Raw genomic sequence first — 15,772 nt, 5'->3', positions numbered from 1 at the left:
CGCTTACATGAATTAAGGACAGTCTATGCAGTGGCTTGCTATCGGTTTGGGAGCAGCATTCGGTGCTTGTCTGCGAGCGTGGTTATCGCGCTTCAATGCTTTGCATGGTTGGGTGCCACTAGGTACTTTGAGCGCGAACATCCTTGGCGGACTGTTAATTGGGCTTGCGCTAGTATGGTTTGAGCGTATGGGTAGCAATTTATCCGATCATGTACGCGTGTTTGTGATTACGGGATTTTTGGGCGGATTGACGACTTTTAGTACGTTTAGTGCAGAGGTGTTTGGCTTTATCCATGACGGGCGGCTACTGGCAGGCTTAGCGCTCATCGGTTTGCATGTGGGGCTGACATTATTGGCAACCGCAATTGGCTTTTATTTCTTTAAGGTCGTGCTTTGAGCTTGTATCTATATTACCTGCTTGATCGGTGGTCTGATTTAAGTAGTCACCGAAATACAGTCTGTTTTAAATGATCTGTTAATAGATTTGAGGGGTGAGATAGTTGGTTCCGTTGGGGTATGCTTATTTTGCTCCTCTAATACTGCTTCGTTAGCTATTCTCTCATACCATTTTATTACTTCTACGGCACCTGTAATCACGTCTGTTTCGTATTGATATATTCCCGCTAGTTCGGTATCGTGTGAAAATAAACAAATGTAATGCGTCCTAAGGCTAGACTATATGAAAACTATTCAAGTATTATCTATAATATCGTTTGGAACATTGATCTTAAATACGCAAGTTCATGCAAATGACAAATTAACACATATCGATAATCTGAGTAATTACCCGTTACAAATGCAAAGTGAATTCGACGAGCTTGAGAGAACGTGTGGAAATCTTAATCTTGACTACAATCTTGATAGTCCTAACTATCAAGCTGATAAAGCAAGCTACCATGGAGAGTATGTTCCATTATTCGTCAAACCGGGGTTTGTCTCCAAAGCTGATATTACTGGAGATGGAGTTGATGACTATATTGTTAATTACGGAAAGATAGCTTGTGATTATTCAGCATCTTATTGGGGAGCAGCTAATAATGCTCCGCATACAGTTTATATGGGTACACGTAGCGATAATGCATACCATCTTTATGAACAATATAATATGGACTCAGAAAACTACCCTAAATTGATACTTAATAATCAAGGCTATTCAGATATTCAGCGTATCGGTATGGGTGGTGAATGTGGTCAAAAAGGAAACTGGAGTGTTGCTGAAACGCAGTATTGTGAAGTCACAGAACGTTGGAATAAAGAAAATAGCGAAATGGATTTGATGTCTATTAAAAACCTGAGCTACCGTTAAGGTTTTATATAAACTATATGTATGAAATATAACGTAGGTACAAACTTTTAGAGCATAATAGATATTAGATGGATACTATGAAAAAACTTACACTGATTCTACCCTTACTAGTAGTAATTAGCATCTCAACGCATGCAAACCCTAATAATGAAAGTTTTAAAATAGCAACAGTTAAAACGATGTATAACGATGCTATCAGAGCAACACTCTATAACGATTCTAGAGCTGACGATCTAGATACCGTATTCGCATATTCAGACAGAGAGCTACAAAACGCGATTGCACTGATCCAATCTGATGCACTAAGTAGATATGAAGAATATGAATACGCAATTTCAAACTGTAGTGATATGCGTTACATACCTAAACTAACGGTAGGCAATGCTTACTCTATCGAAGAGGTATCAGAAGTAAGCTATCGACTTCTTAATAACGGTAAAGTAAGAGCAAGTCTTATGGTTCAAGGAAACGAAAATATTAATTCAGCTGATTTCATGGATTATAAAGATTTTGAGTTAACTTGCCAGAATGCAATATGTAAGATTACAGATGTTTATGACTCTTTTGGTGACTCAGCTAAGTTTTCTGCCAATCAAGCTTGTAGATAACGTGACTTTTTACTTTTCAAAGCTTACTAGGAGTCCTCAAAAAGCATGTTACGAGGACTAATAGAGTATTCTATATTTTGTGTAGCTACCCACAAAGAACCTTGTTAAGTACACTGCAACCATTTTAGAGAGTTAGAACACTGATACCATTAGCCCATAGCCAAAGATTCAAGTCCTCACTAGGATACCATCATCTCTCCCAACGCCTATCATAAAGTAGGAATGCGGACGGTATTTTATAATCAAAAACGTAGCAGACAACTGAATATCAAACCGGCTTCACTATTCCTTCCAATAAATTGGCAAATCCCTGCATATAAGCAATATCTTGACTAGAAGTACGTGTTGCTGCGTATAGCTGACAATGTACACCATCACCTAGTGGTCGTGAGACGACCCAACCTTTTTTCTCATATTCAGTCACCACCCAGTCGGGTAGTGCCGCCACACCGCGCTCGCTCGCCACCAGCTGAATCAGCATAGCAGTCAGCTCTGTCGTACGGACATTCTCAAAGCTCACATGCGCTGGCGTCATAAAGTTGGCGATGATATCGAGACGTTTGGCTTCTACTGGATAAGCAATCAGCGTCTCATTGGTCAAATCATCAGGTTCAATAAAATCTTGTGCTGCCAAATCATGTGTCGGGGACAGTACCAAACGGCTCTCATACTCAAACAATGGCTGATAACTGATACCGTCGAGCGGCAAATCGCTGGTGGTAATGAGCAGGTCAATATCACCTTCCATCAAGAGATGATGCGGCTCAGGTTCAAACCCTGTGGCAAAATCTAGCTCAACATCCGACCACTCACGGCGATAGTGATTGAGTATCGGCATGAGCCAATCAAAACAACTGTGACACTCTGATGCCAGTCGTAACCTGCCTGCCTGACCGTGTGCTAAGCGTTTGAGGTTGGATTTGGTACGGGTAACTTGTGGCAGGATATTGTCTGCTAATGATAGAACCGCTTTGCCCGCTGGCGTAAAGCTAAGCGGACGAGTTCGGCGGTTGACCAAGCTGATATCGTAATAGTTCTCAAGCTCTTTTAATTGATGCGAAACGGCAGAGGCCGTGACGTGTAGCTCGTCTGCTGCTGCCGCAAGCGAACCATGCGCACGCAGCGCGGTTAATGTATTAAGATGACGTAACTCAAGCATGATATTACCTAACCGCTACCGTGAGAAAAATTCATTATAGCCAATATAGCGCTGACTTTCACTCATAGTCCATCAGTAATGAGTAGTTAATGAGCAATTCATAAGCAATCCACATTTAGCGCTTACGTAATAACAGCTGTGAGATGACGACCAATACCAGTGAAGCAACCAGCAATAATGTACCAATCGCATTGACCTCTGGCTTGAGACCGACCCGCACCATAGAATAAATACGTAGCGGTAAAATCTCATAGCTTGGCCCTGTGACGAAAGTCGATACCACCACATCATCGAGCGATAAGGTAAAGGCAAGTAACCAACCTGCCATAACCGCTGGCAGAATAACGGGAATGAGCACTGTACGTACCATGGTTGATTCGCTAGCGCCCAAATCACGTGCCGCTTCCATTAAACGCTCATCTAAGCTACTTAAGCGTGCAAAGACGGTAATGACCACAAAAGGCAAGCAAAAGGTAATGTGCGCCAATAATAGTGAGACAAAGCCTAACTGTAGACCGATCAACAAAAACAGTGCTAATAATGAGATGGCTAATACAATCTCAGGCGACATCATCAGGACAAACAGTAGCCCATTTAGCAAGCCTTTACCGCGAAAGTTATAACGGTGTAGCGCCAGTGCGGTGAGCGTGCCTATCAAGGTTGAGACGGTAGCGGCCACCAGTCCTAGTACAATAGAATGCCAAAACGCATCGAGCATCGCTTGGTTGTTAAATAGCGATTCATACCACTTTAAGCTAAAACCGCCCCAGTTATAACCGATTTTTGACTTATTAAATGACATCACTACCAAGACAATGATAGGTAGATATAACAAGGTATAAATAAGTCCGAGATAGCCTTTGGCGGCGATACTGCCGATTTTTAGCTTACGAGTTGTTTTGTTCGGTGAGCTATAAGACATTAGGCCACCTCATTAAAATCAGTTTTGCCAATACGGCGGCTACTAGCACGGTAAGCCAGCAGTAGTACTGCCATCGCAAGCGTCAATAGCACGCTCGCCGCCGCACCAAAGGGCCAGTCGCGGGCGTCCAAAAACTGGTTTTTGATGATATTACCGACCAGTAAGTTACGTGAACCGCCCAAAATATCTGCCACATAAAACATACCCATCGCCGGTAAAAGCACGAGCAGCACGCCAGAGATGATACCCGGTGTCGTTAAAGGCAGTACCACATGCCAAAAAGTCTGTGTTCTTGATGCACCCAAATCCTGCGAGGCGAGCAGCATATCATTGCGTAAGTCGGTAAACACGGCATATAGCGGTAATACCATAAATGGGAATAGTAAGTAAGTTAAGCCTGCAATCACCGCGCCTTGTGTATATAAAATATCGATAGGGGTATCGATCACACCGATGGCTAGCAAAGACTTATTAATCAAGCCATTGTTAGCAAACAGCAGTTTGAGCGCATAGGTTCGTACCAAAGAGTTGGTCCAAAATGGCAGTATCAATAGCAGCATAAGTAGCGGTTGCCATCGTACTTTTACCCTAGATACTAGCCACGCAAAAGGGTAGCCCAGTAGCAAGCAGATCACCGTTGTGATACCTGCCATCCATAATGAATGGACAAATACCTCAAAATATAACGGATCAACCATGCGCACATAGCTGTCGATGCTGACAGGCAAACTAATAAAATCACTACTGTCTCGGGTCAAAAAGCTGACCGCGATCACCAATATATTTGGTAATAGCGCAAAAATAAGTAACCAGCCCCAAATCAGCCAGAGCGTGGCCGTACGGAATGGACTTTTGCTGCTTAAGTGGTTGCGGGCCATCAGCTACCATCCTTTTGTGCAGTCGCATTATTTACATGATCAGTATCGTCTGGCAATACCCACTCCCAGCCATCGACCCATGAGACTTTTACGCCCTCGTTCAGTTTATAATCAAAGCTTGGGTCATCTTCATCAAAGAATTCAGAGGCCTTGATGATATGACCGTTTGCCAATTCAATAATAGAATCTAAGGTACTGCCTTTATAGTTACTTTCTATGACGCGACCTACTAGTCCGTTATGTTCACTGTCTTTTGGATCGTAGATACGCAGATCTTCAGGGCGTAGCAATAAATTGACAATGTCGCCCACTTGCACATCATTAGCAAAATTGGGTCGACGCAGATTACGCCGCGTGGTTGGTCCCTCTTGCGCCTGTGCTTCACAGACTTCAACCTCAATGCGTCCATTGGTCACGTTGCCATTGCGATCTGGCTGGTCTGGATAGACACCCTTGACTTCGGCTCTAAATAGATTGGTCTCACCAATGAATTTGGCAGTAAACAAGTTGGCAGGGGTTTCATAAATCTCGATAGGCGTACCGATTTGTTGGAAAGTGCCGTCTTTCATCACCGCGATACGGTCTGACATCGACAACGCTTCTTCTTGATCATGAGTCACAAACACAAAGGTAATGCCCAGCTCGCGCTGCAAGCGCTTTAGCTCAGACTGCATTTGCAAACGCAGTTTATGATCGAGCGCGGATAGTGGCTCATCGAGCAAGAGTAGCTTGGGTCGATTGATCACCGCGCGTGCGATTGCCACGCGTTGCTGCTGTCCACCAGACAAATCCTGTGGTTTGCGGTTGGCTAAATGCCCCAACTGCACCATGGCCAACATCTCACTGACCCGCGTTTTAATTTCATCTTTCGGTACTTTTTTTAATGTCAGTCCATACGCGACGTTTTGCGCGACGCTCATGTGTGGAAACAATGCGTACTGCTGAAAAACCGTATTGACCGGACGCTTATCAGCAGGCAAACCTGCCATTTGTACGCCATCCAAGTGTATGGCGCCTGCATTTGGTTGCTCAAAACCAGCAATCAAGCGTAGCAATGTGGTTTTGCCACATCCTGATGGGCCTAGCAATGTCAGAAACTCGCCGTGTTTGATATCGAGGTTGATGTCTTTTAGCACTTCGGTTTGATCGTAGGTTTTTTTGAGACCCGTTATTTTCAATAGTGTTTTGTCATCATGAGGGGAGGCGGAGGTTGTGCGCGTGTTTTGAGATGGGTCGGTCATAATATCTGTTCCTAAGCATCCGATATAGTAGCTGGTGCGGCTATCGAGGTCGCTCGCTGTCATCAAAAAATTGGCAAGAGTGTAAGCATGATTTGATTACTGCCTGATGGCTGTCTGATCACTGCCTGATTGTTGCACATTATAACAAACCCTTGATGCAAATCAGTGCAAGTTCGTTATCAGTGATGCGAGTCTTACCGCTATAACAGTGATAAACACTGCAATATTTCTAGTGATACGTGCTTTATATAATGACATTTAAACAAAGTTTTTTATCATTTTTTGGCTGTTATTCCTATACAATCACAATATGGCTGACAAACATCATACGCGTGATAAGCTGGTAGTTGTGCGTATACCCATGTTTGAATATATATGCAAAGCCACTTATAACTCTCATATTATTGATAATAAAGGATCTCTCATGCCTAACGATACACGTCCAACAACCGGTCAAGAAGCGCTTGAGCTGTTAAAAGAAGGTAACGCCCGCTACGTGGATAGTCTCACCAGTACCGATGAATATATGCAGCGCCGCCCAGAACTGGTCAAAGACCAGAATCCATTGGCCATTATTTTGGGCTGCTCTGATGCACGAGTACCTGTTGAGATTGTCTTTGATCAAGGTTTGGGAGACTTGTTTGTCATACGTGTTGCGGGCAATGTGGTGGCACCTTCACAGATAGGCTCAATCGAGTTTGCAGCAGAGGCTTTTGGTACGCAGTTGGTAGTTGTCCTTGGACACTCCCAGTGCGGTGCGGTTACCGCTTGCGTTGAGACTTTGATTAATCCTGAACAGAATTACTCACCTAACTTACAGTCGATCGTTGATCGTATTCGTCCAAGTGTCTATAACTTACATGAATTAGCGACTGCCAATGGTCAGTCTGTCGATGCAGATGAGCTGGTCGATCGCTCTATCCGTGCCAACGTACGTATGTCCGTCAGTCAGCTAAAGCATGGATCACGTGCACTAGAGGACCTGACCAATAGTGGTAAGCTGCTCGTCGTTGGGGCTGAGTATGATTTGGCAACAGGGAAGGTCAAATTCTTAGACAGCTAATATTTGCTTAAGTATGAACATACTTTTTTCATACTCTTACAAAACCCTATCACTTATTTTGCTATTTTTTATTATGATGAAAGTGATGCGCGAATCGTGACAGCCGAGTCTCGCGCAACCATAAATATATTTATTGAATTACATTAGGATAATTATGTCTACTCCCTCTAATAATAATGACTCAATTATAAACCAGCCAGCCAGCAGCGTTAGTACTGATGGCGTTCAGTCAATCTCCGCGCAAACGACAGGATTTACCTTTAACCATACGATGTTACGTGTCAAAGATCCCGCCAAATCACTAGCGTTCTACACGGGCGTTTTGGGTATGACACTGCTTGCGGTCAAAAAGTTCCCTGATATGGGGTTTGATTTGTATTTCTTGGCAAAGTTGACCGAGAGCGAGCGTGTAAACCTACCATCTGGTGATGATTTAGAAATTTTTGCGTTCCGTCAGCGCGGTATTTTGGAGTTGACGCACAACTACGGCACCGAGACAAAAGCTGACTTTAGCTACCATGATGGCAATCAAGACCCACAAGGTTTCGGTCATATTTGTTTTAGCGTACCGAATTTAGAAGAGGCGGTTGCTTGGTTTGATAAAAACGATGTCGAATTCAAAAAACGCCCAGAAGATGGCAGTATGAAAAACATTGCCTTTATCAAAGATGTCGATGGTTACTGGATCGAAATTGTACAAGCTGATTTAATGTCATAATTGAGATATCGTAATTGGCAATGCAGCCAGTTATTTATCCTTTAAACACGCGCTAAAACAATAAATAATAGGAGTAACCCTTTATGCCCACCCCTGATGTGAGCCGCATATCGAACACGCTAACCGATGGTGTGACCATCTATCAACAAGTGGTCTATACCACGCAAGATTTGGCGAGCGGCTTTATCGAGCGCATTCCATACTTTGTGGCGGCGCTTATTGTTCTGGGTATTTTTTGGTTATTGTCTATTGTATTCAAAAAAGTGGTACATAAAATACTCGGCGCGCGCGTGCGTCATCAAAACTTGGTAAAGGTGTTCCAGCGGATAGGCGGGGCACTTATTTTATTTATTGGCTTTATGATCGCCATGGTTGTTGCTATTCCAGGATTCACACCTGCTAAGCTCATCGGCGCGCTTGGTATCGGTTCGGTAGCGATTGGTTTTGCCTTCAAAGACATTTTCCAAAACCTACTCTCTGGTATTTTACTGCTGATATCAGAGCCATTTCGTATCGGCGATCAGATTATCTCAGGGGACTATGAAGGCACGGTTGAAGATATCAAGATTCGTGCGACGACCATCAAAACTTATGATGGCAGGCAAGTGGTTATCCCAAACTCGGAGCTGTATACCTCGGCATTGACGGTTAATACTGCTTATAAACAGCGTCGTCTACAAGTGGCTGTTGGTATTGGTTATGAGGATGACATTGAAACTGCAAAAGCTGAGATCTTACAAGCACTCGATAAAGTCAGTAGCGTGTCGAAGAAGGCCACACCTAGCGTAATTGCGACAGGGTTCGGTGGTTCCTCTATGGATCTAATGGTACGCTGGTTCATCGAAGATGGCACGCAGGCCAACAAGGTCACCTCTATTCATCAAGTGATCGTCGAGATTAAAAACGCCCTTGATGCAGCAGATATCAATATCCCGTTCCCAATCCGCACGATAGATTTGAGCGACCCTTCAGTAAAGTCCATCGTTAAACAGATAAACGACCAGCATGGTGAAGAGGCTAACCGCACTAACGAGACCAACAATGCGGTGACCGAGTAGCTTGGCTGATTCGGAGTTCTCATTTGACCCGTCGCATCCCTCAGTGACCGATAGAAATCTCGCTGTCGGTATCATGAGGCTCGATATGGCTGGACAAGAAAGCGACGGTGCTTTCAATGATCTGACGGCGGCAGCAACGGCTACCTTCAGTCAGATCGTCCAGCAGAATCTAGCGGTACAGGTCGAATTCTTTTCTTTTGCAGGTCCTAGTCTTAACTCAAGCGAAAACGGTTATTTGGCGCTCGATTTCATTCAAATCGGTATCAATGAGAAAACCGAACGCAAACTCGCTTTTTTGCTTATCGTTACGGACGTAGAGGTTGCAGCGGCGTCGATGTCCTATCTCTTGGCCCTTCCTTCACAAATCACCAATGTCGCTGTGGTCTCAACGCGCCGTTTGATCGCATATGGAGAAGACAGCACTCCTGAGCCAGCGCTACGTACCGAGCGTTTAGCCAGCCTCATGTTGCATTGTTTTGGACGGCTACTCAACCTCAACTACGTGGATGCGCCAACCAATTATATGGCACGCGTCCAAGTCCCAGATGATCTTGATACCATGCGGCACTTCACAAGTACGCAGTATCAGCAAATGAGTGAAAACTTGCCGCGAGAGGCTAATGATCGTTACTCTGAAGGCAGTAAATTTGCTTTTATTATGCGGCATGCTTTTGGTAATCTTCCACGTATTTTTCGCGGGGCTATTCGCGCCAACCCTTTACGTATCGCTACCAAACTGCCAACCATGATTGCAACTGCGCTATTAGTGATTATTGTACTCATCTTCGGCGGTGAGACTTGGGACTTTGCAGCCTCGGTCTCTTATAATCAGCTAATGATATTTGTGGTAGCAAGTTTTTTGGCAGCCACGTTTGTACTGTACCGCGCTTTTTCCTTTCGGCTAGTATCCACGCGGCGAGGGCAGACTTCAGAGAGCTCAGTGGTCACAGCTGGAGCGACTTATGTCGCACTGATGCTGACTTTGATCTGTCTGTTTTTCATGTTTGGTGTGCTCATGTATGGTGTGGTGGTCTTTGTGTTTCCAGACCCATTGATGAGTACATGGACCTCTGACAAGGATGGCGCAACCTTTGCAGCTCACATGCGTCTAGCGGCTTTTTTGGCAGCTGTAGGGATACTATCAGGCTCGCTAGGTGGATCAGCAGACTCGCGCTCTGTGGTCCGCAATGTACTGTTTGCGGCTGACGAAACTTAATTTCAGAAACGAAAAAACCACTCTATCTTTGATAGGGTGGTTTTTGTTTGGCTATTTTTTATGAATGGCTAGAGTTAGGGCGTGTCCCTATTTCAAAAATGGTGATAAAAATGAAATAAATCGCAGGCAAACAAGGAAGATAGTGCAGACAATATCGAGATATTGACCAGCTATTTGACGCCGTTTGTCAAAGATTTAGCCATTTTTAGCCCATTTAGTGATAAGCGTTTGAATTAGGGATACGCTCTAGTCATTCTTTGCTCTAAATTCTGTGTGGCACGATTTGCAGCTTGCACCCACTTCACCAAAAGCAGGCTGAACGTCACTGGCACTCGTAGCTGTCTGTGCAGCAGCGCTCAGATCAGCAGTCACTTTTTGGAAATTATCTGCTTCAGCACTGAAGCCATCAGCATTTGACCAAACAGCTTCAGTCGCGTTACCCATAGATTCTTGGTTTTCAAAATGACTCCAAGGACTTGAAGCGTCTTCTGCTAAGAATGCGGCTTGTTCTTTGAACACTGCAGCATCGAATGTATCAGGCGCTTTGACCATATCACCCATGACGCCCATCGCATCGCCCCAGCTTTTCATACTGTCTTGTCGTGCTTTGATATCAGAATCATCAGCTGGACTGCTACAGGCGGTTAAACCTAATGCAGCTGCCATCAAGGTAATGCTGAATAAAGACTTTAAAGATTTGTTGGTGTGAACCTGTGCCATATGACTTACTCCTTTAAACTTGGCCAATCGCAGACGTCATTGTAAACGCGTACTTTGCCTAAAATATTATTATAAAAATACTGCCGAAAATTCTTTTATGTACAGTGACCGTCGAAGAACTTCTCTTATTGTAGCCGTTATCTGCAAAATGGTGATGATATAGTTGTTATATCCTCGTAAGCGTTCAGGTTATTGTGAAGATGTTTAAGACGTGTGGACTCAGTGCTCAGTTGTTTTGTTTTTATACTTTTGTTTTTTGCTGTAAAAACGCAATAACGTACACGATAAATAGAAGTTTTTGAACGAAAAAAGTCAGCTATTGCAGCTGACTCGATGGGAGTTCTATAAAAAAACCAGAACTCCTGATAATGATGATAGCAAGTACTGACAAATACGAACTATTTATGGACCTCTAATGCCAGCCAATCACGGGGCTTCAAATAATAATCAGTCAACTCAAACTCAGGCGTACCTTCAGCAGGCTCGAGCCGATAATGCCAGCTAGCGAGCGGTGGCATACTGACTAGTATAGACTCGATACGTCCATTACTTTGTAATCCGAACAACGTCCCACGATCGTAGACTAGGTTGTATTCAACATAACGACCACGACGATAGAGCTGAAATTCACGCTGTTCATCAGTATAAGATGTATTTTTACGCTGCTCAAAGATGGGCAGGATGCCGTCAAGATAACCGTTACCAACTGCTTTCATAAAATCAAAGCAGGTCTCAAAATCCCAGCCGCGACTCTCGGTACTGACGTCATCATAAAATAAGCCACCGATACCGCGTTGTTCATCGCGATGACGCAGATGAAAATACTCATCGCACCACTGCTTGAAATCAGCATAAATATTATCACCAAATGGCGCACATAAATCATGGCACACCTGATGCCAGTGCACGCAGTCTGCCAAAACAGGATAAAAAGGGGTCAAATCAAAACCACCACCAAACCACCAAATAGGCGCTTCGCCTTCTGCTTCTGCCACAAACAGACGTACATTGGCATGGCTGGTCGGTACATTAGGGTTTTTGGGATGGACAACCAGTGAGACGCCCATCGCTTGGGCTTTTCGGCCAGCAATATTAGGATGGCGTGCCGTCGCTGAGGCTGGCAAATTGTGGACATGAATATGGCTGAACATCACGCCTGCTTTTTCGATGACCGCGCCATCGGCTAATACGCATGACCGACCGCCACCGCCTTCCGCACGCTCCCAATTATCAGGAACAAAGGTGGCATTACCGCCACCGTCACGCTCTTGCGCCTCTAGAGAGTCACAAATACGTGCCTGCAAATCAACCAAAAACTCACGCACTCGCATGATGTCGCTGTTGGTTGGCGTTGCGACTGAGGCGATCTCGGGCAAGTCTGTCATGTTGTCTGTGTGTGAAATACTCATAAGCTGTCTATTTGTTTAGGTGTATGGCTGTATTAAAGTCTTTGTCGAGATTGAGGTCTTGATCCAGCAGATGCCCCATTCTATCGCGCTTAGTTGCTAGGTATTCAGCATTCATATCGTTTACGCCAACGAGCATGGGCACACGTTCAACGACATCGATACCGTGCTCAGTCAAATAAGCAACCTTATTTGGGTTATTAGTGATGAGTCTCACAGCGTCAACGCCGATATGTGCCAGCATCGGCCCGCACATGTCATATATACGCGCATCAGCAGGCAACCCTAACATAAGATTGGCATCTAGCGTATCGTGTCCTTGGTCTTGCAGGGCATAAGCGCGAATCTTGTTGGTCAGACCAATACCGCGACCTTCTTGACGCAGATACAAAATTGCACCGCACCCAGCTTCTTGTATCGCCTGCATCGCGCTATTGAGCTGTGGACCACAGTCACATTTCAATGAGCTAAAGGCATCACCCGTCAGGCATTCAGAATGAATACGAACCAGTGGAGCTGGAGAGACCGAGTCAGTATTACTTGAGTGCTGTGCAGTCGTGCTGCTGGTCTCTTGATCGACCGCAGACAGGCCAGCAGTCAACATCACATGCTCTTGACCCTCGTCGTTCTCAAAGATATGAATATCGAACTCGCCGTGACGAGTTGGTAATTTGGCACTAGTGATAAATTGATATGACATTACTGTCCTGCATAAGCCTATAATCGTGGCGGTAAAGCGTCTGTGATGTCTGTATTAAAACAGCGACGATATCCTAACCCATATAATTTGGCTAAGATATTATCAGTATACTCTGTTCGTAAAAAGCGCGTGCTTATTGTATTTATTATAAAAACACACAAAGTTCACATACGACGCACGATGATTAAAGCGACAATTAAAAAAAAATGCTATTATGCCATACTATTTTGACGGATACAGTGACAAGTCTATACCCTTACATTACTATGTCGTCACTAACATCCGATATTGATGCAAACTAATAGGGCATAATAACAGTCTCTAACACAGCCCTGAATATAGTCCCTAGCGGTGAAGCACACAGTATCAACGCACCACGCAGTATCAAACACGTAGTCTTAAGGCATGATCTACTAGGGTAGTGTGCCGATGGTATACGTAGCGCAGCTATATACACGTAAAAGTTGCATGAATAATTATATGGTCGATTACATCAATAACGATGTAGATATTATTGGCGTGCCTTGGTTGTAGTCTCAACTATACTACAGGCGCGTCTTGTCAGCAGATTGGTAGGTATCGTACGGTTTATGCAGCAGTCACCTCACTCCCCAAAGTCTCAGTCCCTATCTGCATCAGTATCTGATCCTGCTGCCCAGCTATCGAGCTTACAGCAGACTTATACTGTGATTCCACGTGTACGCCCTAATACGCCATTGCTTGATTCGATAGACTCTCCCTCTGATATGAATACGTTGTCATCAGCTCAGCTAATTACGCTGGCTGATGAGCTGCGTCTTTTTTTGCTGTATTCAGCCGGTCAGAGTGGGGGACATTTTGGCGCTAATTTGGGTGTGATTGAGCTGACCATCGTGTTGCATTATTTGCTAGATATGCCGCAAGATCAGATTGTATGGGATGTGGGGCATCAAGCCTATGCGCACAAAGTGTTGACTGGTCGCCGTGTTCAGTTGGCGACCATTAGATCTAAAGATGGTCTGACGGCATTTCCTGAGCGCGCTGAGTCTGTTTACGATACTTTTGGTGTGGGGCATTCATCGACTTCTATCTCAGCAGGTCTGGGCATGAGTCTAGCGCTACGCTATCAAGGCCGAGCACAAACGGTTGCTTGTATCATTGGTGACGGGGCAATGACAGGCGGTATGGCGTTTGAGGCGATGAACGATGCCGTACAACAAGACGCTGATCTACTGGTTATCTTAAATGATAACGACATGTCGATATCTTGTTCTATCGGTGGGTTTTCGCGACATCTAGCAATGCTGTGGGAGTCAGGCTACCAAGTCGATATCTCTGAGACGGGCAAGCCGGTGCTGTGTAAGCGCCCTGACATGCAAGCATTTGATCGCCGTAAACGTCACAAAGCGATGCGTGACGTACCGATGTTAGAAGATAACTTGTTTAAAGCCATTGGTTTTACCTATTTTGGTCCATTCGATGGGCATGATATTCCTGAACTCTTGCGAGTGTTGTCACTAGCAAAGCAGATCAAAGGTCCAGTCTTGGTACATATATATACCACCAAGGGCAAAGGCTTTGCGCCAGCAGAATTAGATCCAGTTGGCTATCATGCGATTAGTAAGCTACCTGCTGAAAGTCATAATGAAATCTCGAATGAATCTATAGAACCAATTAAACCAGATACAAAACCTGCGCTGAAGTACTCGCAAGTATTTGGCAAGTTCTTATGTGATAAAGCGGACGAGGACAATAAGCTGTTGGCAATCACGCCTGCTATGGAAGAAGGCTCAGGGATGATTGACTTTGCTCGTCATTTCCCAGAGCGTTTTTTCGATGTGGCTATCGCTGAGCAACATGCGGTCACGCTAGCCGCGGGTATGGCAACCCAAGGCGTTAAACCTATTGTCGCGATCTACTCAACGTTTTTGCAGCGCGGTTATGATCAGCTGATTCATGATGTGGCTTTGCAAAATCTTGATGTGATGTTTGCCATCGATCGAGCAGGGTTAGTGGGTGAAGACGGTGCTACGCACGCTGGCGTGTTCGATTTTGGGTTTTTGCGTGGTATTCCTAATGTCATCATTGCAGCACCAAAAGATGAGAACGAGTGCTACCATCTCCTCAATACCTGCTATGAATACCAAGGCTGCACTGCTGTGCGTTATCCGCGTGGCACTGGTACTGGCGCTGCTATCGAGCAACCAGCACAAATTTATGAAATTGGTGAAGCGGTTGTCGATTCAGTCATTGGCAGCGATGATGCGCCTCATAAGCTTGCGTTACTGGCGTTTGGTACGATGGTGGCAACAGCACAGCAAGCAGCTGAGAGCCTAGCCGCCGATACCACGCTGGCGTGTCAGGTACACGTGATCAATATGCGCTGGGTAAAACCTCTAGATACGGCAATGATTGAAAGATTATTGACGCAAGGGGTGACTCATATCGCAACGTTAGAAGAGCACATGATTATGGGCGGCGCAGGCAGCGCGGTAAATGAGTATTTACTTAATGAGTCCACAGCTTTCAAACGTCAGCGTCCGTCAGTTAGTAATATAGGTATTTCTGATCGCTTTATCGCTCACGGCTCACAAACTGAACAATTGGCAGACTGTGGTCTAGACGTCGCTGGTGTGATAGGGCAGCTCAAGCAGCTCTTGTCATAGCACGGATTATTTCATTCTATGATTGTGTCACTCAATACTTCAAATATACATTGAATGACACAGATATTAGCTCTCTAAACAGAGCAAACGCCTGCTAGCCGTAGGTGCTAACTTTTTTACAACTTGCGCAGT

General features: G+C 44.8%; 15 protein-coding genes. 8 read left to right on the top strand and 7 right to left on the bottom strand.

The genetic code is table 11. The features are described 5' to 3' along the window. The first annotated feature begins 25 nt into the window (after positions 1 to 25). From crcB to AC5JP1_RS08780, 3 genes are all read left to right on the top strand, one after another. Positions 26 to 397, top strand: a complete 372-nt coding sequence (crcB, locus tag AC5JP1_RS08790; protein ID WP_493843844.1) for a fluoride efflux transporter CrcB — start codon at positions 26 to 28, stop codon at positions 395 to 397. Between the two features lie 282 nt (positions 398 to 679). Continuing rightward, positions 680 to 1,306, top strand: coding sequence for a hypothetical protein (locus tag AC5JP1_RS08785; protein WP_493843843.1), 627 nt, complete (start codon positions 680 to 682; stop codon positions 1,304 to 1,306). A 77-nt stretch (positions 1,307 to 1,383) separates the two neighbouring features. After that, positions 1,384 to 1,914 carry a hypothetical protein gene (locus AC5JP1_RS08780; protein WP_493843842.1) on the top strand — a complete coding sequence of 177 codons (531 nt, stop codon included), beginning with the start codon at positions 1,384 to 1,386 and terminating at the stop codon, positions 1,912 to 1,914. A gap of 268 nt (positions 1,915 to 2,182) precedes the next feature. Here AC5JP1_RS08780 and AC5JP1_RS08775 read toward each other — a convergent pair whose 3' ends face one another. From AC5JP1_RS08775 to potA, 4 genes are all read right to left on the bottom strand, one after another. After that, positions 2,183 to 3,073, bottom strand: coding sequence for a LysR family transcriptional regulator (locus tag AC5JP1_RS08775; RefSeq protein ID WP_493843841.1), 891 nt, complete (start codon positions 3,071 to 3,073; stop codon positions 2,183 to 2,185). A gap of 115 nt (positions 3,074 to 3,188) precedes the next feature. Further along, complete coding sequence (gene potC, locus AC5JP1_RS08770; RefSeq protein ID WP_319051181.1) at positions 3,189 to 3,995, bottom strand: spermidine/putrescine ABC transporter permease PotC; 807 nt, start codon at positions 3,993 to 3,995, stop codon at positions 3,189 to 3,191. Continuing rightward, positions 3,995 to 4,873, bottom strand: coding sequence for a spermidine/putrescine ABC transporter permease PotB (potB, locus tag AC5JP1_RS08765; RefSeq protein ID WP_493843840.1), 879 nt, complete (start codon positions 4,871 to 4,873; stop codon positions 3,995 to 3,997). Before potB ends, potC begins: the two co-directional genes overlap by 1 nt. Then, positions 4,873 to 6,114, bottom strand: a complete 1,242-nt coding sequence (potA, locus tag AC5JP1_RS08760; RefSeq protein ID WP_493843839.1) for a spermidine/putrescine ABC transporter ATP-binding protein PotA — start codon at positions 6,112 to 6,114, stop codon at positions 4,873 to 4,875. The genes potB and potA overlap by 1 nt, the downstream gene beginning before the upstream one ends. Positions 6,115 to 6,538: 424 nt before the next feature. Between potA and AC5JP1_RS08755 the strand changes: the two genes are divergently transcribed. The 4 genes from AC5JP1_RS08755 (at position 6,539) to AC5JP1_RS08740 (ending at position 10,169) form a co-directional block, all read left to right on the top strand. Next, positions 6,539 to 7,177 (top strand): carbonic anhydrase, encoded by a 639-nt coding sequence (locus AC5JP1_RS08755; RefSeq protein WP_319051178.1) that lies wholly within the window; start codon positions 6,539 to 6,541, stop codon positions 7,175 to 7,177. Between the two features lie 154 nt (positions 7,178 to 7,331). Then, complete coding sequence (gene gloA / locus AC5JP1_RS08750) at positions 7,332 to 7,895, top strand: lactoylglutathione lyase (RefSeq protein WP_493843838.1); 564 nt, start codon at positions 7,332 to 7,334, stop codon at positions 7,893 to 7,895. An 83-nt stretch (positions 7,896 to 7,978) separates the two neighbouring features. Next, positions 7,979 to 8,953, top strand: coding sequence for a mechanosensitive ion channel family protein (locus tag AC5JP1_RS08745; RefSeq protein ID WP_493843837.1), 975 nt, complete (start codon positions 7,979 to 7,981; stop codon positions 8,951 to 8,953). A gap of 43 nt (positions 8,954 to 8,996) precedes the next feature. Continuing rightward, a complete protein-coding gene (locus tag AC5JP1_RS08740; protein WP_493843836.1) occupies positions 8,997 to 10,169 on the top strand; it encodes a hypothetical protein in 1,173 nt (390 codons plus the stop codon). 246 nt (positions 10,170 to 10,415) lie between these two features. On the opposite strand, the gene AC5JP1_RS08735 is transcribed toward AC5JP1_RS08740, so the two are convergent. The 3 genes from AC5JP1_RS08735 to ribA all read right to left on the bottom strand — a co-directional run bounded on the left by AC5JP1_RS08735 (position 10,416) and on the right by ribA (position 12,995). Next, positions 10,416 to 10,889 (bottom strand): c-type cytochrome, encoded by a 474-nt coding sequence (locus AC5JP1_RS08735; RefSeq protein WP_319051174.1) that lies wholly within the window; start codon positions 10,887 to 10,889, stop codon positions 10,416 to 10,418. Between the two features lie 398 nt (positions 10,890 to 11,287). Beyond that, entirely contained in the window at positions 11,288 to 12,274 is a 987-nt protein-coding gene (hemF, locus tag AC5JP1_RS08730; RefSeq protein WP_493844462.1) for an oxygen-dependent coproporphyrinogen oxidase, read from the bottom strand. Between the two features lie 31 nt (positions 12,275 to 12,305). Beyond that, positions 12,306 to 12,995: a GTP cyclohydrolase II gene (gene ribA, locus AC5JP1_RS08725; protein WP_493843835.1), complete on the bottom strand. Its 690-nt coding sequence runs from the start codon at positions 12,993 to 12,995 to the stop codon at positions 12,306 to 12,308. A gap of 590 nt (positions 12,996 to 13,585) precedes the next feature. Between ribA and dxs the strand changes: the two genes are divergently transcribed. Further along, positions 13,586 to 15,640, top strand: a complete 2,055-nt coding sequence (gene dxs, locus AC5JP1_RS08720) for a 1-deoxy-D-xylulose-5-phosphate synthase (protein WP_493843834.1) — start codon at positions 13,586 to 13,588, stop codon at positions 15,638 to 15,640. Positions 15,641 to 15,772 lie beyond the last annotated feature (132 nt).

Source organism: Psychrobacter sp. H29 (assembly GCF_059073055.1).
Note: the sequence above shows the minus strand (reverse complement) of the source record. Positions and strands in the feature narration are given on the sequence as shown.